Origin of the sequence: uncultured Dokdonia sp., from assembly GCF_947492535.1 — a bacterium.
GTDB lineage: Bacteria > Bacteroidota > Bacteroidia > Flavobacteriales > Flavobacteriaceae > Dokdonia.
Map to the genome: position 1 here is coordinate 36,527 of NZ_CANLNH010000006.1, position 20,704 is coordinate 57,230.

Consider the following 20,704-nt stretch of genomic DNA (forward strand, 5'->3'; position numbering starts at 1 on the left):
GGGGTTATTGAATAAAAGTTACTTTAGAAATTTTACCGTTTTGCACTTCGTAAATGGCGACAGCACTAAAACTCCTTCCGTTAGCGGTTACATATTCTTCGTCAATTACTTTATTACCTAAAACTATTCTATTTTTTATTTCGGCATGTAAATCTGGTGTTCTTTTAAAGAATCCATCAAATAGTGTACGTAGTTCTTCTTTTCCTTCATTTGTTTTATTATTAGGAAAATCAAAAAGCTGTATGTTATTGCTATACGTAGCTAAGAATGCATCAATATCTCTAGCATTATAGGCGTCTAGTTGTTTTTGAACAATGATTTCTGGAGATACATCAGAAACAATCGCTAGCATTGATGATGTTGGATTTGTAGTAACTCTTGTAATATTATATACGTTTGGATCTTGAAAACTTGTGAGTATTTTCCATCGAGTATCTGTTTTAGGGTTAAACGCATAGATGGTATTTCCTTTTGGCATAAGAATAGTTCCGTTGTTAAGCCAACACATATCTTCTGCTTCTGGAACAGTTTCAATAATTTTTTGTGTTACTCCCGTAATTGGATCTAATGATTTTATTTGCCATTGCTCGTTTTCTTTACTGATATAACTGATAAGATTAGAATTTGGGATTTTATGAAGGGAGCGTCCAATCTTTTTTTGTTGTGTATAATTAGTACCGTCTTTTAGATGAGAAACGACAAGATCTAAACCTCCATCGGCAAGTACGGATGAGATGAGAATATTTTCAGAGTACCATGTGTGATAACCAATGACTAAATCCTTAACTACTTCTTTGTTTTTACCAGTTTTGAAATCATAACTGTATAAGCGTTGTAAGCCTGTTGTATCTAACCTGATAGCTGATACTGCTTTTTGGTTTGGAATTTTAGTAGGGGAGTACTCACTCCCGAATCCTGTATCATTTATCCAAGTTACTTTTTTATCTCTTACATTATAACTAGCAATATCGGTTTGTCCATTACGTGTACTTGCAAATAGCACTTGGTTATCGTTATAAAATGAAGGTTGATTATCATACCCCTCATTATTGGATATGTTTTGCTGATTGGTGAGTGTTATGGTATTCTCATTTGGAGTAATGGTAAAGAGATACACTTCTGTATTTGATTGTGCCACAGCAAAAAATGGGCACAAAAGAAAGAGTATTAAAATGCGCATACGGTTGGTTTTGCCCTAAAGATAAGGCATCATACGCTTTCGCGAAAGCGTACTCAGTATTTTACACATAAAGAGTAACTTTTATTTTACAATAAATTTTTGTGTATCAAGGATGACCCCGTTTTGTTCTATTTGATAGAAATAAATACCAGAAGAAGGAAAGTCATTATGATTGATAATTGTAGTAGGAGTGATGATTTTTTTCCGATTGATGTATTGCCCTAAGACATTGTAAAAGGAAATGATTGTATTATTCTGAAAATTATTGATGGTTAGTGTAGATTGATCTCTAATAGGATTTGGAGTAAGTGATGCTGTTATTTCTGGAACTTCAGAAATATTTAATAAGCTACAATTTCCTTCTTCGCTAAAAGGGAAAAACTCTATTCCATCACCAAAACACCCTAAATTGTAACTAGCATCTATTACACTTCTAAATGGATTTATCAAATTTGTGGTAGACCCTATACCTTCAATCCATTGTTCAAAATCAGAAATAAAAGAATCAGGAGTAGGAACATCAAATGTGATGACTTTACGCATTTCTCCTGCTATAAACTCATTAGTAACTGCTGTTACATCTGCAAGTCCATTTTGATTTGTGTCTTCTACAGGAATTATAGAGGCGCTATCTCCTACTTCAAGAGTGAAGTCATAGAGTATAGACTCTTCGTCCTGATTTGTACTTAAGATATAAATGGTAGATGCTTCTTCTCTTAAATAACTAGAGAACTGCCATTGATTTGTAAAAGTGTTATAAAACTCTATGGTAGTATATGTGATCTCATTTATGACTTCTTGGCCATTGGTTCTATAACCTGAAATTTCAAAATCATTACAATCAGGAAGATCTCCACAAAATTGAGTAATCTCAACAGTCCATCGATTCCCTTGATCTATCATAGAGAAGTTTTGGGCATTGAATTCAAAAATCGTGAGTAGTAGTGTTACTAGTAATAGTTTTTTCATAGCTGTAATTATTTTACAATAAACTTTTGTGTATCAACGACAATTCCGTCTTGTGCTATTTGATAGAAATAAATACCAGAAGAAGGGAAATCAGAACGATTAACGATTGTAGTATTATTTGTGAGTTCTTTTTGACGTAAACGTTGTCCTAAAGTATTATAGAAAATGATGGTCGTATTGTTTTGAAAGGTATTGATGGTTAACGTAGATTGTTCTGTAATAGGGTTTGGAGTTAATTGGGTTGTTATTTCTAAAACCTCAGGAGTACTCAATAATTCATTACATTCTTCTTCAGAAGAAGAAAAAGAAAAGATTTCTTCTCCATTATTAAAGCAATCTACTATAAATACAAGATCACAAAGTAAAAAGTCAGGATTCGTAGGTTCATTTGCAGAACCTATGCCTTCAATCCATTGGAGATTGCTAGAAAAATTTGATCCATATCCAATATCAAAAGTGATCACTTTTCTATCATAACCCGCTATAAACTCTGTAGAGACTTCTATAACATCTGCTAGACCATTATTATTTTCGTCATCGACACAAGATGCTTCAGGACCTATTTCTACAGTATCACCTACTTCTAGTGTAAAATCATATAATATACTCTCTTCTTCATTTTCGACATATTGATAAACAATACCTTCTTCTTCTCTTATATATAGTTCCTCAAGACCACTTAAAATAGTATACGTGATATTATTTATGAAAATTTCGCCCGTAATCTCAGCAGCATACAGACCCGTAGGATTACAACCTGATTCAGGATTAGTATCACAGTGACCATCATACCATCTGACTCCCCATTTATTTCCTTGATCTGTTATAGAAAATTCCTGAGCGTGAATCGCTGTCATTACAAAGAGTAGGATGATAAGTAATTTTATTTTCATAGCATCTTAATTAGATGATTTTAAAGATACTAAAAAGAATGTAAGCATTCATATTATACACTAATGTTACTTAGTACACTCCTGCCTGCCTGTCAGCAGACAGGTTCACGAAAGCGTACTAATGATGAGAACTATTATAATCATATATTATAAAGTGTTCGTTTTTAATTAGTAAGTACTGCCTTAAATTATCTGAAATAGGGTGTTGTTTGTTTTTTCCATAAGGATATAATACTACCTTTTGGCATATTAACCATAAAAATATTTGATATTATGTTAAAAAACATTTCAACATTAGGAACCTCATTAAGTAAGAAAGAGCAAGAACAAATTCAAGGAGGATTTAACAATGGATTCTGCTGGAGAAATTCAGACTGTTATTGTGAGTTTTTAGGTCCTGGTGATACGTATTGTGGAAGTAATAATTATTGTCAGTTTTGGTAGACAATTCATTCTATGAATAAGAAAAATAAGAAAACAGGAGTAACTTACTAGTTATTCTTGTTTTTTTTTGCGTATTACATATCTCTATATCGCCTTGTAGAATCATAGCCTGCAGAATCATATGGCGCATCTGTATCCATAGTATTCTTTTTATACATAGGTTGATATGTTTTCATGGTGGATGCATCCCATAATGGCACCCCTAAAAATTCTGATATAATAATAGCTTCCTTTTGAATAGCTTCATATTTAGCATGATCGACTACATTATAACGGTCACCATCTTCAAACACAAAGTTTAATTCATAGCTGGTATAGCTACTATTTTTTGATCGAACATATTCAGGGATAATTTGTAATGCGCCAATCGTATCTAATTTGATATGATTTTTTGTGTTTGTACGTTGAAGACTATTTACGGGTTTTTTAAAACTCTTGTAAAAATACCCTAGTCTTTTATCTAGGACTATAGGGCGAAAGTGCATGTAGAGTAAATAAAACCCCACTGCTGGAAAAATTAAAATAAATAAGAAGAAATATTTAGTCTCTCCTTCTGTTTCAAAAAAACCTCCACTAAAAAAGAATACAACAAAGATAGAGGGCATTAGTGTAAATACTAAGGCAAATAATAATCCTGCAGTAGATCCTTTATAATGTAATTCTGAAGATGATACTTCTTTTAATGTGCGTGTTTTAAAATTTGCCCCGCCACTTGCTTGCGGATGCCAAGCTGTTTTATCTGCTAATGGGTCGTCAAACGCAGATACATCAAGTGGTTTAGGCTTCATGCTTTTTGTAATACGCTCAAAAAAACTTCGTAACATCTGATTATACTTTTTCTTTTAAATACTGACCTGTATATGATTTTTTAGATTTGACAACTTCTTCCGGAGTACCTTGTGCAATAATATTCCCGCCATGTTTTCCTCCTGTAAGCCCAAGATCAATAACATAATCGGCACATTTTACTAAATCCATATTATGCTCTACCACAATAATACTATGCCCTTTTTCTATAAGTGCTTCAAAAGAGGCAACTAATTTATTAATATCGTGAAAGTGCAATCCTGTGGTTGGTTCATCAAATATAAATAATGCTTTGTCTTTTGTATTTCCTTTTACAAGGAAAGACGCAAGCTTAATACGTTGGGCTTCGCCTCCAGATAGGGTAGAAGAGCTCTGCCCTAAAGTCACATACCCTAATCCTACATCTTGAAGCGGTTTTAACTTACGTGTGATTTTTGCTTCATTATGTTCAGAAAAGAAAGCTACGGCGTCATCTATAGTCATGGTTAAGATATCATCAATATTTTTATCATTGAAGGTTACCTCTAATACTTCTTTTTTAAATCGTTTTCCTTTACAGTTATCACATTCTAAATGCACATCTGCCATAAATTGCATTTCGATAGTGACTTCACCTTCTCCTTTACACGTCTCACAACGACCTCCGTCTACATTAAAAGAAAAATGCTTTGATTTGTAGTTACGTATTTTGCTTAGCTTCTGATTTTCATATAATTTTCGGATGTCGTCATACGCTTTTATATAGGTAACAGGATTAGAACGAGACGATCTCCCTATAGGATTTTGATCAACAAATTCTACTGTTTTTACAGTATCAAACTTTCCTTTGATTTCTGTAAACTGTCCTGCTTTTTGACCATAACCACCTATTTCTTTTAATAGCGCAGGATATAGAAGTTTACGAACTAAGGTACTTTTTCCACTACCCGAAACCCCAGTTACTGCTGTAAAGGCTCCTAATGGAAATCGGACATCAATATTTTTTAAGTTATTTTCTCTAGCGCCTATAATATCTACATAGAAATCTGTTTTTCTACGTGTTGATGGAAGGGCTATTTCTTTAGTGCCATTTAAGTACTGTGCTGTTAGTGAGTCACTATTAAGAATATCTTGATACGTACCCGTTGCCACTACATGTCCTCCAAAGGTTCCTGCTTCTGGTCCTATATCTATAATCTCATCGGCGGCTTTCATGATATCTTCATCATGTTCTACTACAATGACTGTATTACCAAGATCACGTAATGATTTAAGTACTTCTATCAGCTTTTCAGTGTCTTTCGGATGTAAACCAATACTAGGTTCATCTAAGATATACATAGACCCTACAAGACTACTTCCCAAAGACGTGGCTAGATTAATACGTTGTGATTCACCACCAGATAACGTATTTGATTTTCGATTCAAGGTTAAATAATCTAATCCTACTTTAGATAAGAATTCAAGTCGGCTATTAATTTCTTTTAAGAGACGCTTAGCTACTGTTGTATCATATTCATTTAGTGCTAGATTTTTAAAGTAATCTGCGACATCGTTAAGAGGCAGTGTCACAAGATCAATAATATTCTTATCGCCAACTTTCACATAGGTCGCTTCTGGTCGTAGGCGTTTTCCTTTACACGTATTACACTTTGTTTTTCCACGATAACGCGATAACATCACACGATTTTGAATCTTATAGGCTTTAGATTCTAAAAATTCAAAGAATTGGTTAATTCCTTCAAAATGCTCGTTACCATCCCATAATACTTGTTTCTGCTCTTCAGAAAGTTCGAAATAGGGTTTGTGTATAGGGAAGTCAAATTTGTATGCACTATTAACTAATTGATCTCTATAGTAACTCATACTTTCTCCTCTCCATGGGAATACGCAGTTTTCAAATACAGAAAGTCCTGTATTGGGAATTACGAGATCTTCATCAATACCTATGACATCTCCATATCCTTCACAAGTAGGACACGCGCCGTATGGATTGTTAAAACTAAATAAATGTACATTGGGTTCTAGGAATAGCATTCCATCCAACTCAAACTTATTTGAGAAATGCCTGAGCGTGTGATCACTGAGTGTTTCTATAAATAATTCCCCTTTACCTTCAAAAAATGCAGTTTGAACAGCATCTGCGAGTCGATTACTAAAATCTTCATCGTCAGGATTTGTGACAATTCGATCTACAACCAGCTGAACATCTGATGCTTTTATTTTCTTTATGGCGTCTAACGCGTCTATACGTTTTACCTCGTCTTTTACTTTTACTCTTGCATATCCTTGTTGTTGGAGTGCTTTGAGTTTGTCCTGTAATTTGCGGCCTTCTTCTAAGTGCATAGGAGCGAGGAGGAGGAGTTTTTCCGCTTTCGCGAAAGCGTTTACATACCTAACCACATCGGTAACCGTATCTTTTTTTACCTGATTGCCAGAAACTGGAGATATTGTTTTTCCAATACGTGCATATAATAACTTTAGGTAATCATAAATCTCTGTAGAAGTACCCACTGTCGATCTTGGGTTTGTAGAATTTACCTTTTGCTCTATCGCTATAGCAGGAGCAATCCCTTTAATATAATCTACTTTCGGTTTATCCAAACGCCCTAAAAACTGTCTTGCATAGGAAGAAAGACTTTCTACATAGCGACGTTGTCCTTCTGCATATAATGTATCAAACGCAAGACTGGATTTCCCAGAACCAGAAAGCCCCGTAATTACCACTAGTTTATTACGCGGAATTACAGCATTTATATTCTTAAGATTATGAAGTTTTGCACCCTTGATAATGATATTATCTTTCGGATTTACAAGAGAAATGTCTACTGGCATGGTGTTTTTTTGCATCTAAAGACAAAGATACTACTTCTGTTTCATACCGAAAACACTAGTGTTTTGGTATTTTTTTTAAAGAAATCATAAAAAAATTTTGTATTTGTCAAAAGAATACTAGTATATTTACAACTCTTAACACAATAAAACAAATTTCTGCCTATAGCATATTATTACTTTTTTTAAAATGATGATTGAAAGGATTTATTCCTTCATAGTTAACCTACAAAAGTGTAATATGAAAACAGTGTTAATAGACGACGCCTCGCTCGTTAGTAATTACATCAAAGGAGATGAAAACTCACTAACAGTCTTAATTACAAGACACAAACAACGTATTTATAGTTTTATATACTCTAAAGTATATGATAGGGATGTATCTGAAGATATTTTTCAAGATACGTTTATCAAAGTCATTAATACACTAAAAAAAGGTCGCTATAATGAAGAAGGTAAATTTCTTCCTTGGGTAATGCGTATCGCTCATAACTTAGTTATTGATCATTTTAGACGTAACAATCGTATGCCTAAGTTTGATAACGACGGGGAGTTCAGTATATTTTCTGTATTGAGTGATAATTGTTTAAATGCTGAAAAACAACTAATTAAAGATCAAGTCGAATGTGATGTAAGACGTCTTATCGAAGAACTTCCAGATGATCAGAAAGAAGTACTTTATATGAGAGTATATCAAGAGATGAGCTTTAAAGATATTTCAGAAAAAACAGGAGTAAGTATCAATACAGCACTAGGAAGAATGCGTTATGCACTCATCAATCTTCGTAAGGTAATTGATAAACATAACATTATTTTAACAAATTAATATAATAATAAGAGTAATTGTACGTTATTGAGGTAATTATAAACCAAAATTGCGCACATGGCAAAAATTTACTCTGAACCATCGCCGGGTAAACAGGCTGAAAATTACGAACCTAAGTCAGAAACTATACAGTTTCTACTTAATTATTCTAAGGCTTTAAGTGTTATACATTATAAATCGATGAATTTTGAAGCAGTCATCAACTAAACTTTGTGAAAAGCCCAATCGTGAGATTGGGCTTTTTTTATTGGCACCACCAAAGGGTTTGATACTCCGAGGCTTGCCTCGAAATTAAAATTCAGTTTCGTATAAATGCCTGGTGGGCTTGCCCCGAGGTAGTTTACTTTTTGTCAAAAATTAGAATACTACATTAGTAGTAGGAAGCTGGTTTTTTATTCTTTCCTGTTCAGCTTTAGAAAATTGATTACCACTTAATTCTAATACAGCTAGCTTATTAAACCCACTTATATCAGAAGGGAATTTACTCAAATTATTATTTCTTAATAAAAGAACTTTCAAATTTTGTAACGCACTAGATTTTAGTGCTAATTCTTCTATTTGAATGAATGGATTATTATCTAAGACTAATCCATTGATTTGTTGCATTAAGTGTACTTCTTGAGGAAGTACAGTAATATTATTATTTGATAATACAACTATTTTTAATGCTTGAATTTGAGCTAAATGAGTAAATGCATTGCTTATGTTTAATTCCGGGTTATTAGATAGATGAATCTCTTCTAATGCTTTTAGTTTAGAGATATCAGATGGTATTATTGTTAGATTGTTCCCATTCAGATATAAGAAATCTAACTTTTCAATTTTTGATAGTATAGAAATGGTATTTTCTATATCCAATTGCGGATTATAAGAGATATCCATTTCTCTTAATTTTGGTAAAAATGTTAATGTTTCAGGAAGTTTTTTAAAAGCATTATTCCTCAGGTTTATCACTTTAATGTTCTGTAACTGTGATAATGATTTTGGTAATGTATATACCTGATTTCCCTGAATGTTTAAGAGATTTAATTTTTTAAGTGCTCGTATTTCCTTTGGTAATTTAGTTAATCCACAGTCTGTTATATACAGTGATTTTAAATTTGAGAGAACAGCTATTTTCTTTTGTATGTATGAAGTCTCAGCACAATCAAGGTCTAACCATTCTACATTTTCAGGATGTTTCAAGGCTTCTTCAAATGAAACATACTTTTGACTTTTCTGAGCAATGAGTATAGATTGGAATGCGAATATATAAGTAAATACTAGTAGTTTTTTCATGTTGTTTCTTCTTATAGCAATCTACTTTTTCTTTTTAGCTCGTTTTTCTAATACTTTATAATACTCATTAATTACAGTTTTACGACCTATTGTTTTGGTGATGATGTCCTTTTCTAGATCCCATCCTCGTGCCGGAGAGTATTGACGTCCATACCATATAATTTGTAAATGAAGATCATTCCAGACATGCTCAGGAAATAATCGTTTGGCATCTTTTTCTGTTTGCACTACATTTTTACCGTTTGTAAATCCCCAACGATACATTAATCTATGAATATGAGTATCTACTGGGAATGCAGGCGTTCCAAATGCTTGTGAAACTACCACACTCGCTGTTTTATGGCCTACAGCAGGTAACTCTTCTAACAATGCAATATCATTTGGAACTTCACCATTGTATTTATCAATTAAGATATGTGAGAGTCCGTGGATTCCCTTTGCTTTCATAGGAGAGAGGCCAACAGGCTTAATAATTTCTCTAATCTCTTCTACAGTTAGTTTTATCATATCATAGGGATTATCGGCAACTTCAAATAATAAAGGGGTAATTAGATTTACACGTACATCGGTACTTTGTGCACTCATTAATACAGCAATCAATAATGTATATGGGTCTTTATGATCTAATGGAATAGGAATTTGAGGATATAATTCTTTTAACGTATCTATAACGAAATCAACTTTTTCTTGCTTGGTCATTTTGTTTATCTTAGCAGGGTAAATAATTAAACAAAATACATGATGTCTCTTATCAAGTATTTTTATGATTAGTACTTATAAAAATGTCAAACCATATTTAAAACGAAGATAATGAATACACTTAAAGTAGGGGATAAAGTACCTGATTTTACAACAACCGATCAAGATGGAAATGCGGTATCACTTTCTGATTTTGCAGGAAAAAAACTAATTGTTTTCTTTTACCCTAAAGCATCAACCCCAGGTTGTACTGCCGAAGCATGTAATTTACGAGATAATTACCAAGCATTACAAGATCAAGGATATACGCTTTTAGGCGTAAGTGCAGATTCTGAAAAGCGTCAAAAAAACTTTGCTACTAAATACGAATTTCCATTCCAATTACTTGCCGATGAAGATCATGCAGTGATTAATGCTTTTGGTGTTTGGGGCCTTAAAAAGTTTATGGGGAAAGAATATGATGGTATTCACCGTAAAACATTCAAGGTAGATGAACAAGGGATTGTAACTGAAGTGATAGATAAAGTAAAAACCAAAGATCACGCAGCACAGTTACTGTAAACTAATAGCTTCTTCTTTTGTAAGAAGCGTAGGAGTGATACGTAATTTACTTTTACAATAATTAGAAACAAGCCTCATCTCTTTTTCATCCAGAGAAAGATGTATGAGGTTTATTTTTGTATCAGTTACATCAAGGATAATGGATTCTGGACTAATTATAATCTCTTTAATATCGGAAAGCAGCACTTCATCATCATGATCTCCATCATCGTCATATTCTAACATATGAGTCTCTCTATCTAAAGAAAAACTTGCGCTAGGCATTTTACCATGAAAACTACTATAAATGCTTAAAATAGCATATGTAATTAAAATGTAGTAGCCATAAACTCCTAAAAAATCTGCTTCAATAAATAGGTACATGGCGATGAAACCCATATAGAACAAAGACGTTAGAATTTCTGGAATATCGTTTAAGCGATCATTAGTTGTAGAAAAATATAGATCATCTGGTTTTGCTCCTGTCTTGTATTGAACCTTATGGTAAGTAGAGAGGGCAGTACCTACAATGTATAGTAGAATAAAAAAAGTTATTAAGTAAGAACTATCTATCCATAAAAAACGAATTATGATAAGAATGGCTGTAATCGTATAGCCTATGTACTTATTATAATATTTTTCAACGAATTTCTTAATCATTTACTCCCCATATTCCACACTCTCATACCCAAATTGTTCTCTAGATTTGATCATTTCGGCAATACCTTCTGGTAGTAACTCTTCCCAACCTTCTTCACCATCATGAATCATACGTAGTACTTCTCTAGAGAAGATTCCAGAAATGGTAGGATCATAATCCTCAATATCTACTACTTTACCATTGTATTTAAAGAACTTGTAAAGCTCTTTCATACGTGGGTGTACTTTTAGGTTTTCACTTGTGGTCAGTTCTCCAGTTTTAGGATTCTTCATTGGATATAAGTATACCTTAAGGTCCTTAAAGAATAATTTACCAAAGGCTTCTAAGATTCCACCACTTAAATGACGATAATACCCCGCGTCAAAGACATCAATAAGATTATTGACTCCCATCACAAGTCCCATACGTTCTTTCGTATAGTTTGAGAAATATTCTACTACTTTATAATACTCTTTAAAGTTAGAGATCATTACGGTCTGTCCTAGCGAACATAACAATCGTGCTCTAGCCATGAAATCTTCTTCATCTATTTCTCCTTCGGCACGTAAGTTAGAAAGAGTAATTTCAAAGATGACTTCTGTTTTCTTTTCATTTACGCGATTTGCATCTAAAAACATGGCGAGTGATTTCTCATACATATCCATGTTTACCTTCGTTACAGGTCTAAAACTACCACGTAAAGCAAGTACATTCTTTTTATATAGAATAGCAGCTGGTAATACATTATTACCACTTGGATCAAACATAACGGCTTCCGTCATGCCATTTCTAACAAGCTGTAAACTCATTAAACGGTTATCTACCCCTTCAAACTGTGGTCCAGAAAAGTTAATCGTATCGATCTCTATTTGATCTTTATCTATATGATCATACAGATATTTTAATAACTGTCTAGGATTATCATGCTTATAGAAAGCACCATATATTAAGTTGACACCTAGTGTTCCTAGGGTAAGTTGTTGTAGACGTGCGTCATTTTCGTGAAAACGAACGTGTAATATGATTTCATTAAAATCACCTTCTGGTGTAATCTGAAACTTAATTCCTACCCAACCATGTCCTTTGTATTTTTTTGCAAAATCTATGGTAGCTACTGTATTTGCGTAGGTGAAGAAGATTTTATTAGGCTCTTTATAACGAGAAATACGATCTTCAATAAGTTGCATTTCATGCGTAAGCATCTTTTTAAGACGCTTTTCTGTTACATAACGTCCATCGTCTTCTATACCGTAGATGGCATCACTAAAATCTTTATCATATGCACTCATTGCCTTTGCAATAGTGCCACTAGCGCCACCAGCTCTAAAGAAATGACGTACTGTTTCTTGACCAGCGCCTATTTCTGCAAAGGTTCCGTAAATATTATCGTTAAGATTTACTCTTAATACTTTGTTCTTTATAGAAGGTACTTTTTCAAATTCCTTATCTCCAAGAATTGTAATAGCCATAGCTTATTTTTTGCCTTTTAGTAGGTTGTTCAAATATACTAAATAGCTACTGCAAGCAAAAAAAATAACTGTATTTTTGCATCATAATTTTATACATAGATTACTTGTAATAATTCACACACTTGACAATTACATTTTTAGGCACTGGAACATCACAAGGCATTCCCGTAATAGGAAGCGATCATCCTGTATGTTTAAGCGATGATCCCAGAGATACGCGTTTACGTGTTTCTGTCCTTATAGAATGGGATACGTATCACTATATTATAGACTGCGGTCCTGATTTTAGAATACAGATGCTTCGTACGCTTTCGCGAAAGCGTACACCAGAAGGTTCCCTTGTGCCATTGAATGGTATCTTATTTACGCATGAGCACGCAGATCACGTAGCAGGCCTTGATGACATTCGCCCTTTTGTGTTTAAGCAAGGGGATGTTCCTATATATGCGCATAAGCGAGTTCTGAAGACTTTACAAGAGCGATTTGATTATATTTTTGCCACAGAAAATAGATATCCAGGGGCTCCGAGCGTGAGTGTGCATGAGGTGATTAATAATCAATCGTTATCCTTAGGAGGCATTGATGTACAACCCATAGAAGGATATCACGGGAATTTACAGGTGTTTGGGTATCGATTTGATAACATCGCTTATTTGACAGATATCAAAACGATTGCTCCTGAAGAAATAGAAAAATTACAGGGTCTTGACATACTTGTGATCAATGCCTTACGTTATGAAGAGCATTACACACATTTAAATGTAGATGAGGCTCTGAAATTGATAGAACACATACAACCAAAACGAACCTATTTTACACATATAAGCCATCATATGGGATTTCATGCAGAAGTGGAAGCCAAACTTCCTGCAAATGTGCATCTTGCTTATGATGGATTAATCTTAACGACACCCTAATGAAACGTAACATCTTTTTATACCTCTTTTTATTTGCTGCTTTATGGATTGTGTATCAATATGTGCACAATAAAAAGTTCTATGAAAACCAGCAACAGAAGATGACAAAGCTGGAAACAAAATATCAAAAATCGATCGATAGTATTGATGCATTGCAACAGCGTATTGCAGAGACTGAGTATTTTGGATTACGAACCAATGCAAATGCATATGAGTATTACGAAGATAGTCCTAATGAGATTTCTGAAATTATTCAACAAGTCACTGATGGAATTATCTCAAAAAATACCATAGAAGGGAATGTATTTGTTCCATATGAAGGTGATGAACGTGCCTATCAAATTAATCAAATTCATTTGTTAAATCACCGCTGGCTCATCGCAGACTTCTCTGATGGAAATACATGGGGAGAGCTTCTTATAGAATACTTTGTCAATGAAGATGCTAGTATTGATTATCGAGTGGTAGAGACCTTGTTGTATCCTCAGTAATCCATGTGAATGGGGTGGTTGTGTATTGTTTTTTGTAACTTTTTGGTTTACAAAAAAGAATACACTTTCCGTTTCTTGTGTTATTTTGAATACTTTGTCAATGAAGATACTAGTATTGATTAACGAGTGGTAGATAGCTTGTTGTATCCTTGATCTTTCCATGAAGGGGTGGTTGTTTCACTTTTTTTGTAACTTTTTGGTGTACAAAAAAATGAAACTTTCCGTTTCTGGACTATCGTTTTTGTAAAATGAAAACGACAAAAAATAAATTACTTTCCGTTACCTGCTATATTCTTTTGTAACTTTTTGGTTTACAAAAAAGAATACACTTTCCGTTTCTCTTTTTGTTTTGAATACTTTGTCAATGAAGATAACATTCAAGGTGAACGTATAGTAGAAATCAGAGACTTTATGTTTCTCCTCTGTCTATATTTCGTCTCATAAAGAAGAGAAATTTTTTGTTAGTGTTATTCAAAATAGAATAGTAATTATTAAAAGAAGCAAAATTCCTTCTCCTTTGGGAGAAGGTTAGAGCTTATGCTGAATTTGTTTTAGTAATGAGGGGTTCTACATTAAAAGCCCTCACCTTAATCCTCTCCCAGAGGGAGAGGAGACATAATAAATCATCTAATAGATACTCAGCTTTTATAAATGAAGATAATAGTATTAATTATTGTTTGTACAGTCATTTCGACGATAGGAGAAATCCCACATATTTTGTATTATATGATGCGATTTCTCCCTGTACTTCTTTTGAAATTATACTAATTTTCATTTAACGTTTTTTGTATCGGATATTATGTGATATTTAGTATCAAAATAGCGTAGTACTCTAAAATAGAGTGTTACCCTATTTTTAAAAACATTGATAATGAAAAGGGGTGGAGTTCTCTCTTTGAAAGTTTAAAACATATTAACCTATTGATTCATTGGTTGTTATTCTTGTTTTTATTTGGTTACTTTATAAGAAATAACACACGTAATATGGAAGATCTTAGAAAAGAGTTTGCAGAACTCAAGAAAAAAGTAGAGGCCGTTGAGAAAAAGGACACTTGGGATAAAGTTAAAATAATAACAGGAATCTTATTGCCTTTAGCGATTGTATATGTAGGGCAGACGTTTTCTTCTTCTCAGATTGCAGCAGAAAATAGATCCAATGAGAAAATTGCAGTATTACAAACCGATCTCGCTGATAAACAATTTGAATATCAAAAACAGATTTCAAGTATCAATTCTAAAGTAGGACAAGTAGGTCTTGTGGCTAACTTTTTTGATGCATTGTTAAGTGAAGATCCCGTACGTAAGAAGCTCGCAATTAAGGCGGTCTTGATTGCCCTTAAAGAAGAAGGTCCTGAGTTAGTAAAAATTGTAGAAGAGTCTGATAATACGAGAGAAATCAAAACCTTTGCAAAAGCTACATTAGATACTAGAAGAGAGGAACTTGTTGAACAGTTATTTAGTGATGAAAAAGCTGATAGAATAAATGCCTATAATGATATTGTTTCTGGATGGAAGAATGATGCCGAAATGGTTAAGGAAATTGTCGCTTATGGTAAATCTCACCCTTCTAATAAAGATGGGGTTTACAATTCGTTAATTACCTTATCTCAAATGAATAAAAAGGTCTTATCCCCTTATAAAGAGGAAATTATTTCTTTTAGTGAATCTACAGAACGTAATGGAACCAATACCAAGAAAAAGGCTTTGTTGTTGAGGTCTAGAATTGAGGAATAAAAATGACTAAAAACAATGTGTAAATATAAAATGCCCAAGTAAATCATTTACTTGGGCATTTTATATTTATTGAGTAGTAAAGAGAGAGATTAACTATCCCCCAACAATTCTGCTATTTTATTTTCTAAGGCTTGTCCTCGTAAGTTTTTAGCAATAATAGTTCCTGATTCATCTAGTAAGAACGTTGCAGGAATCGCACGTACGCCATAAGATCTTGGGATAGGGTCTTGCCAGAATTGAAGATTAGATACATGGTACCAATCCATTTGGTCTTTTTCAATGGCTTTGATCCAACGGTTTTTTTGACCTGGTCTATCTAAAGATACACTTATGATGTTTAGTCCTTTATCATGGTATTTATTGTACACACGTACCACATTAGGGTTTTCCATACGGCATGGTTTACACCAAGAAGCCCAAAAATCAACTATGGTATATTTTCCTAATGTTTCAGATAATGCGAGTTCTTTCCCTTCTGGAGTTTGCGCACTAAAGGCTGGTGCTTTATTGCCTACACTTGCAACATTTGAGGCAGCACGTTGTGATTTTAGTTGTGCAATGTAATTTTTGATACTAGTTCCTATAGTCGACTCACGAATATCTGATGCCAATCCGTTATAATAGTTTTCTGTTTCTTCTATTTCAAGAACTTTGGCATTTATAAGATCTGATAATGCCATAATAGCGACCATGCTACCTGAGTTTCCTTCTAACACCTCTTTTTTAGTATTGATATACGCTTCATCAAGTGCCTTAATTTGTGATGTGTATTCTGTTACCATAATACCATCGGTTTCTCTTTTAGCTTGGTTTAATAATTTAGTAAGTTCCGTTTTTTTCTTGTTTAATTGACGACTATTATTCGCATAGGTGTTAAACAATTCATTTTCTTTACTTCCAGTTACAATAGAGGAAGCAACACTATCTTTATAGAGGGTAATTGTAAGTGGTGCTTGATCTTTAACGAGTAATAATTGTTGTCTATTTAAAGATGTAGAGAGTATTTGTAAGCCTTGTCCTCCTGCAGTACGAGGTTTTGTAAATGTAAAGTTTTCGGCGGTTACTGTAGCCGTATCTAATGGGATACGTTTATTGTTTTCTCCTAGCTCTTGTAGGTAGATTTCGGTACCGTTAGGAACCCCTGAGGCAGTCCCTTTTATACTGTAGTTTTCTTTTTTCGCGCAAGCAAAAACTAAAAGACCTAGAGCGACTATGAATATTCTTCTCATAAAATGCGTAAATTTGAGTAACAAAAATACTTATTATCCGTCTAATATGCTATGATTGTATTTTGTTTTATGAGTACAACATAGTCGTAAGAAAATAATATACCCAACAAACTCATGGCTTTTTTAGAAGAAGATTTCCCGATGCAGATTCACGTTAGCTTTGAGAAGTTAATAGAATCTTATAAAACGTACCTTACTGATGATAGTGATGCATTGCATAAAGAGCGTGCACATCGTGTGATCAGTATTGCCGAAGAATACCCAGAACTTATCGAGGGGCTTACTACGATAACACAAGTAGAAGCATTACAACCTCAAATAGATCTACTCTTGGCAGATTTGTTTTCTGATATTTTACAGCAAAACGAAATTAAAATTGCTTGTCTTCCTTTTAATGAATTTATCATTAAGTCATCTAGACGTTACAAAAAAATCATAACGGACGCTGGTGATGATTATCAAGTAGAGATCAGTAATTTTGATAAAGACCATATGTACATTATGGGATGTAGCATCATCTTAAAGATGTCTGGCTATAGTATTGATTTTAGAAGACCTTTCTTTTATGATATTCCTGATGCAGATGGCATTATGAGGTATTATAGAATGTTATATAACGCAGATTATATAACGATTGAAAGGGGGGCAGATGCTCCTGAAATTACTGATGGTGATGTTGAAGTGTTATTAGATAATTTTGATAATATAGACATGTGGAAAGAAAAATTTCCACCTCGTAGCTGGCATTTTAAAGGATTTGTATTAGCAAACTTATACGATGCAACTTCAGATGTTTCATTATCTGAATTTAAGACGAGCCTTTTAAAATATGATAAAAGTGATGTAGATTTTATAGAAGGGTTTCATAATATCTTTCAAGCAATATTTAACCTTCCAGAAATTAAAGTAGGGTTTTCTAATTATAATGACGAAGAGCTGACCTTAGAACGTGTTCCTTATAATAATGTCGAAAGCTTTGTCTTGAATGCAGAACAGAAGAGAGCTTGTAAGAGTGCATTATGTAGCGGTTCTTTTTATACCATTTTTACACAAAAACAATTTTTTGCAGTTTCTGATGTTGAACGTTATTTGAGTTCAGACCCAACAGAACATTTTTATAAAAACCTTTTAGATCAGAATATAAAGAGTGCCATTTTTGCTCCTATTTCTGATGGAGATAATTTTTTAGGTCTGTTAGAAATTGTGTCTCCTAATAAACGCGAACTTAATAGCATCAATGCAAACAAGTTACTAGATGTAATGCCATATCTCCTAGATTCGGTGAAGCGTTCTAGAGAACAAATGGAAAATGAATTAGAAATCATTATCCAAAATGAATGTACTTCTATACATCCTAGTGTGTATTGGAAATTTAGAAAAGAGGCAAAACGTGTGATGTCAGCTCAAATAGACACGGGAAACTCTGTGGCTTATAGAGATGTTGTGTTTAAAGATGTCTATCCATTATTTGGGCAAATAGATATCAAAGGATCTTCTCAAGCTAGAAATACAGCCGTTCAAAAGGATTTATTATTACAACTTAAAGAAATTAAAAAGATTCTTGAGTTTGCTAATGAACCTAAAAAACTGCCTGTTTTTGAAGAATTCTTATTTAGAATAAACACATTTGTAGAAGGAATAAAAGAAGGGCTACAAGTAGATAGTGAGCGAGGTATTCTTGATTTTTTAAGTTTTGATGTACACCCTCTATTTGACCACTTAAAAAAACAAGAAGGTATTATAGGATCTCTTATAGAGGAATATAATGAGCAGTTAGAAGATGGGATGGGACTTATCTATAAGTATCGAAAATCTTATGATGAGTCTGTTATGCTTATCAATAAGCGCATGGCTTCTGTTTTAGATAAGAAACAAGAAGAGGCACAGCATATGTATCCTCATTTTTATGAGCGATTTAAAACAGATGGTGTAGAGCATAATATGTATATAGGAGAATCTATTACAAGAGAGAATAGTTTCAATAAAATATATCTATATAATCTTAGATTATGGCAATTGCAAGTAATGTGCGAAATGGAAAATGCGCACTATAAACTTTCGAAGAAGTTACCGCACCCGCTGGATGTTGCTTCTATGATCTTAGTCTTTAATACGTCCTTGTCTGTTCGTTTTAGAATGGATGAAAAACGTTTTGATGTAGATGGCACATACAATGCCCGTTATGAGGTAGTTAAAAAACGTGTTGATAAAGCGTATATAAAAGGCACAAGCGAGCGTGTAACCCAGCCTGGTAAAATAGCGATAGTATACAGCCAAAAAGATGATGAACGTGAGTATATGCGTTACATCAAGTTTTTACAAGCAAAACAATATCTTGGAGAGAGTGTGGAAATTGTAGAGTTACAAGATTTACAAGCTGTAACAGGTCTGAAAGCTATACGCGTGGAAGTATTGTATAAGATTCCAACTAAAAAGGACGAAGAAAAACAGTATTATACATACGAAGATCTTATAGAAGAGATTCGTTCTTAAAAAAATGCCTAGTATAATTACTAGGCATTTTTTATGATTTTATATAAAATTATGTAAGTACTGTAACAGGTTCTTGCATTTTGAAATAAATTGCAAATGCAATTACAGAGGCGATAATACCTATTATAAATACAGTATACGTAATTCTTAAAATACGATACTTTCTATCTAATACAATTCCTAAGAAATATAAATCTTTCGTAAGTGCAGAATAGATATAATCTTTGTCTTGCATCATTTCATTAATAGCCCACTCAAAATCTGTAAGACTCATTTTATGAAAATTACCAAAGAATAATAAGTTTACCTTCTTCTGTTCTACATCTTCTCTGGTAAACTTTCCCATCGTTACATTGGGTCGTGTCGCTAATACAGACAAGATCATTGAGATGATACTAAATACGATGAAAACAACGGTAGGAACAATAAGATAAGAGTTTGACGGATTATCTAGTTTTGGAATTAAATTTGATAACGCCATAGATAAAATAATGGCATTTACTGATAATAAGATGTTAGCCTTTGTATCTGCGATATCACTTAACTTAATATGATTACGTAACGTAATACGGAACATTGATTGCACTCCTTTTTCAGGGCTTTCATCTTTGAGTTTTGCTTTTAATTTTTCTTTTTTCTTTGCTTTTTTTAATTTCTTCTGCTCTTTAAGCATTTCCATAAGATTTGCATCCTTTTTTGGTTTCCAATGTTCTATAGCATACGAAGTATAGTAATGATGTGCAGTTGTAAACATTTCTATATTACACTTGCGCCAGTCTTCTAAAGAATTTTCTGCAATACCTTGAATACGAAGTTCTTGTCGTAAATATTCACTCGCTTCTTCAAAGTAGCTTTTTGCAAAGTGTGATGCATCTGCATCTCGTAAAATTTTATCGAGTTCGCTTTCAGGCGTATTATCCATTTTAGTAGCCATAATGGCTTGTGATATACGGGCTATTCGATCTTTAGCATGTGCTTCTTCTGTCAGGAAATCTTCGGCTATTTTTACAGAGTTTTCTTCGTGATCATCTCTTCCATATATATATCCAGTGTCATGTAGAAGTGCCGCAAGAAGGATATCTTCCTTTTCTTCTTCGGATAAATCACTCTTTTCTATAATTTCTTTAGTACTTTTATAGACACGTTTTGCGTGTACATAATTATGGTAAATACATGTCTTTGGAAGCTGCTTTTCTAAAAGATTAGCGACAAAAGCGTCTGTTTTTTCAACTAAAGAAGTCATACGTAGAATTTTGTTTTTCTTAGACCTAAAATTACATGAAA

General features: G+C 33.4%; 18 protein-coding genes. 7 read left to right on the forward strand and 11 right to left on the reverse strand.

The genetic code is table 11. The annotated features are described in order from the left end of the window. Positions 1-4 precede the first annotated feature (4 nt). The 3 genes from Q1A60_RS09615 to Q1A60_RS09625 all read right to left on the reverse strand — a co-directional run bounded on the left by Q1A60_RS09615 (position 5) and on the right by Q1A60_RS09625 (position 3,042). Positions 5-1,180 carry a nuclear transport factor 2 family protein gene (locus Q1A60_RS09615; RefSeq protein WP_299764900.1) on the reverse strand — a complete coding sequence of 392 codons (1,176 nt, stop codon included), beginning with the start codon at positions 1,178-1,180 and terminating at the stop codon, positions 5-7. An 81-nt stretch (positions 1,181-1,261) separates the two neighbouring features. After that, the gene (locus tag Q1A60_RS09620) at positions 1,262-2,149 is read right to left on the reverse strand and encodes a T9SS type A sorting domain-containing protein (RefSeq protein WP_299764898.1); all 888 of its coding nucleotides are present in this window, start codon (positions 2,147-2,149) and stop codon (positions 1,262-1,264) included. Between the two features lie 8 nt (positions 2,150-2,157). Further along, a complete protein-coding gene (locus Q1A60_RS09625) occupies positions 2,158-3,042 on the reverse strand; it encodes a T9SS type A sorting domain-containing protein (RefSeq protein ID WP_299764896.1) in 885 nt (294 codons plus the stop codon). Positions 3,043-3,315: 273 nt separating this feature from the next. On the opposite strand from Q1A60_RS09625, the gene Q1A60_RS09630 reads away from it, so the two are divergent. After that, complete coding sequence (locus Q1A60_RS09630; RefSeq protein ID WP_299764894.1) at positions 3,316-3,486, forward strand: hypothetical protein; 171 nt, start codon at positions 3,316-3,318, stop codon at positions 3,484-3,486. A 74-nt stretch (positions 3,487-3,560) separates the two neighbouring features. Here the strand turns inward: Q1A60_RS09630 and Q1A60_RS09635 are convergent, their stop codons facing one another. Both Q1A60_RS09635 and uvrA read right to left on the reverse strand, forming a co-directional pair. Continuing rightward, a complete protein-coding gene (locus Q1A60_RS09635; RefSeq protein WP_299764892.1) occupies positions 3,561-4,274 on the reverse strand; it encodes a hypothetical protein in 714 nt (237 codons plus the stop codon). A gap of 40 nt (positions 4,275-4,314) precedes the next feature. Next, positions 4,315-7,107, reverse strand: coding sequence for an excinuclease ABC subunit UvrA (gene uvrA / locus Q1A60_RS09640; RefSeq protein WP_299764890.1), 2,793 nt, complete (start codon positions 7,105-7,107; stop codon positions 4,315-4,317). A 238-nt stretch (positions 7,108-7,345) separates the two neighbouring features. Here uvrA and Q1A60_RS09645 point away from each other — a divergent pair, with 238 nt between their 5' ends. Continuing rightward, positions 7,346-7,930, forward strand: a complete 585-nt coding sequence (locus Q1A60_RS09645; protein WP_299764888.1) for a sigma-70 family RNA polymerase sigma factor — start codon at positions 7,346-7,348, stop codon at positions 7,928-7,930. Between the two features lie 357 nt (positions 7,931-8,287). On the opposite strand, the gene Q1A60_RS09650 is transcribed toward Q1A60_RS09645, so the two are convergent. Then, positions 8,288-9,208 carry a leucine-rich repeat domain-containing protein gene (locus Q1A60_RS09650; RefSeq protein ID WP_299764886.1) on the reverse strand — a complete coding sequence of 307 codons (921 nt, stop codon included), beginning with the start codon at positions 9,206-9,208 and terminating at the stop codon, positions 8,288-8,290. A gap of 21 nt (positions 9,209-9,229) precedes the next feature. Continuing rightward, entirely contained in the window at positions 9,230-9,907 is a 678-nt protein-coding gene (gene nth / locus Q1A60_RS09655) for an endonuclease III (RefSeq protein WP_299764884.1), read from the reverse strand. 111 nt (positions 9,908-10,018) lie between these two features. Between nth and bcp the strand changes: the two genes are divergently transcribed. Beyond that, positions 10,019-10,468, forward strand: coding sequence for a thioredoxin-dependent thiol peroxidase (bcp, locus tag Q1A60_RS09660; RefSeq protein ID WP_299764882.1), 450 nt, complete (start codon positions 10,019-10,021; stop codon positions 10,466-10,468). On the opposite strand, the gene Q1A60_RS09665 is transcribed toward bcp, so the two are convergent. Together Q1A60_RS09665 and Q1A60_RS09670 are read right to left on the reverse strand one after the other, a co-directional pair. Continuing rightward, on the reverse strand, positions 10,460-11,107 hold the full coding sequence (locus Q1A60_RS09665) for a hypothetical protein (RefSeq protein WP_299764880.1): 648 nt from the start codon (positions 11,105-11,107) through the stop codon (positions 10,460-10,462). The two genes, bcp and Q1A60_RS09665, sit on opposite strands and share 9 nt — an antisense overlap. After that, a complete protein-coding gene (locus tag Q1A60_RS09670; RefSeq protein ID WP_299764878.1) occupies positions 11,108-12,556 on the reverse strand; it encodes a TonB-dependent receptor in 1,449 nt (482 codons plus the stop codon). A gap of 122 nt (positions 12,557-12,678) precedes the next feature. Between Q1A60_RS09670 and Q1A60_RS09675 the strand changes: the two genes are divergently transcribed. The 3 genes from Q1A60_RS09675 to Q1A60_RS09685 all read left to right on the forward strand — a co-directional run bounded on the left by Q1A60_RS09675 (position 12,679) and on the right by Q1A60_RS09685 (position 15,698). Then, positions 12,679-13,473, forward strand: coding sequence for an MBL fold metallo-hydrolase (locus tag Q1A60_RS09675; RefSeq protein ID WP_299764876.1), 795 nt, complete (start codon positions 12,679-12,681; stop codon positions 13,471-13,473). Continuing rightward, positions 13,473-13,964 (forward strand): hydrolase, encoded by a 492-nt coding sequence (locus Q1A60_RS09680; RefSeq protein ID WP_299764874.1) that lies wholly within the window; start codon positions 13,473-13,475, stop codon positions 13,962-13,964. Before Q1A60_RS09675 ends, Q1A60_RS09680 begins: the two co-directional genes overlap by 1 nt. 984 nt (positions 13,965-14,948) lie before the next feature. After that, positions 14,949-15,698 (forward strand): hypothetical protein, encoded by a 750-nt coding sequence (locus Q1A60_RS09685; RefSeq protein WP_299764872.1) that lies wholly within the window; start codon positions 14,949-14,951, stop codon positions 15,696-15,698. A gap of 89 nt (positions 15,699-15,787) precedes the next feature. On the opposite strand, the gene Q1A60_RS09690 is transcribed toward Q1A60_RS09685, so the two are convergent. Continuing rightward, entirely contained in the window at positions 15,788-16,927 is a 1,140-nt protein-coding gene (locus tag Q1A60_RS09690) for a TlpA disulfide reductase family protein (protein WP_299764870.1), read from the reverse strand. A gap of 114 nt (positions 16,928-17,041) precedes the next feature. On the opposite strand from Q1A60_RS09690, the gene Q1A60_RS09695 reads away from it, so the two are divergent. Beyond that, the gene (locus Q1A60_RS09695) at positions 17,042-19,420 is read left to right on the forward strand and encodes a GAF domain-containing protein (protein ID WP_299764868.1); all 2,379 of its coding nucleotides are present in this window, start codon (positions 17,042-17,044) and stop codon (positions 19,418-19,420) included. 49 nt (positions 19,421-19,469) lie between these two features. On the opposite strand, the gene Q1A60_RS09700 is transcribed toward Q1A60_RS09695, so the two are convergent. Beyond that, entirely contained in the window at positions 19,470-20,663 is a 1,194-nt protein-coding gene (locus Q1A60_RS09700; RefSeq protein ID WP_299764865.1) for a Pycsar system effector family protein, read from the reverse strand. Positions 20,664-20,704 lie beyond the last annotated feature (41 nt).

What these genes read in the sequence shown, in the direction of transcription:
- Q1A60_RS09615 (WP_299764900.1), bottom strand. Translation starts at nt 1,180, where the DNA reads ATGCGCATTTTAATACTCTTTCTTTTGTGCCCATTTTTTGCTGTGGCA.
- Q1A60_RS09620 (WP_299764898.1), bottom strand. Translation starts at nt 2,149, where the DNA reads ATGAAAAAACTATTACTAGTAACACTACTACTCACGATTTTTGAATTC.
- Q1A60_RS09625 (WP_299764896.1), bottom strand. Translation starts at nt 3,042, where the DNA reads ATGAAAATAAAATTACTTATCATCCTACTCTTTGTAATGACAGCGATT.
- Q1A60_RS09630 (WP_299764894.1), top strand. Translation starts at nt 3,316, where the DNA reads ATGTTAAAAAACATTTCAACATTAGGAACCTCATTAAGTAAGAAAGAG.
- Q1A60_RS09635 (WP_299764892.1), bottom strand. Translation starts at nt 4,274, where the DNA reads ATGAAGCCTAAACCACTTGATGTATCTGCGTTTGACGACCCATTAGCA.
- uvrA (WP_299764890.1), bottom strand. Translation starts at nt 7,107, where the DNA reads ATGCCAGTAGACATTTCTCTTGTAAATCCGAAAGATAATATCATTATC.
- Q1A60_RS09645 (WP_299764888.1), top strand. Translation starts at nt 7,346, where the DNA reads ATGAAAACAGTGTTAATAGACGACGCCTCGCTCGTTAGTAATTACATC.
- Q1A60_RS09650 (WP_299764886.1), bottom strand. Translation starts at nt 9,208, where the DNA reads ATGAAAAAACTACTAGTATTTACTTATATATTCGCATTCCAATCTATA.
- nth (WP_299764884.1), bottom strand. Translation starts at nt 9,907, where the DNA reads ATGACCAAGCAAGAAAAAGTTGATTTCGTTATAGATACGTTAAAAGAA.
- bcp (WP_299764882.1), top strand. Translation starts at nt 10,019, where the DNA reads ATGAATACACTTAAAGTAGGGGATAAAGTACCTGATTTTACAACAACC.
- Q1A60_RS09665 (WP_299764880.1), bottom strand. Translation starts at nt 11,107, where the DNA reads ATGATTAAGAAATTCGTTGAAAAATATTATAATAAGTACATAGGCTAT.
- Q1A60_RS09670 (WP_299764878.1), bottom strand. Translation starts at nt 12,556, where the DNA reads ATGGCTATTACAATTCTTGGAGATAAGGAATTTGAAAAAGTACCTTCT.
- Q1A60_RS09680 (WP_299764874.1), top strand. Translation starts at nt 13,473, where the DNA reads ATGAAACGTAACATCTTTTTATACCTCTTTTTATTTGCTGCTTTATGG.
- Q1A60_RS09685 (WP_299764872.1), top strand. Translation starts at nt 14,949, where the DNA reads ATGGAAGATCTTAGAAAAGAGTTTGCAGAACTCAAGAAAAAAGTAGAG.
- Q1A60_RS09690 (WP_299764870.1), bottom strand. Translation starts at nt 16,927, where the DNA reads ATGAGAAGAATATTCATAGTCGCTCTAGGTCTTTTAGTTTTTGCTTGC.
- Q1A60_RS09695 (WP_299764868.1), top strand. Translation starts at nt 17,042, where the DNA reads ATGGCTTTTTTAGAAGAAGATTTCCCGATGCAGATTCACGTTAGCTTT.
- Q1A60_RS09700 (WP_299764865.1), bottom strand. Translation starts at nt 20,663, where the DNA reads ATGACTTCTTTAGTTGAAAAAACAGACGCTTTTGTCGCTAATCTTTTA.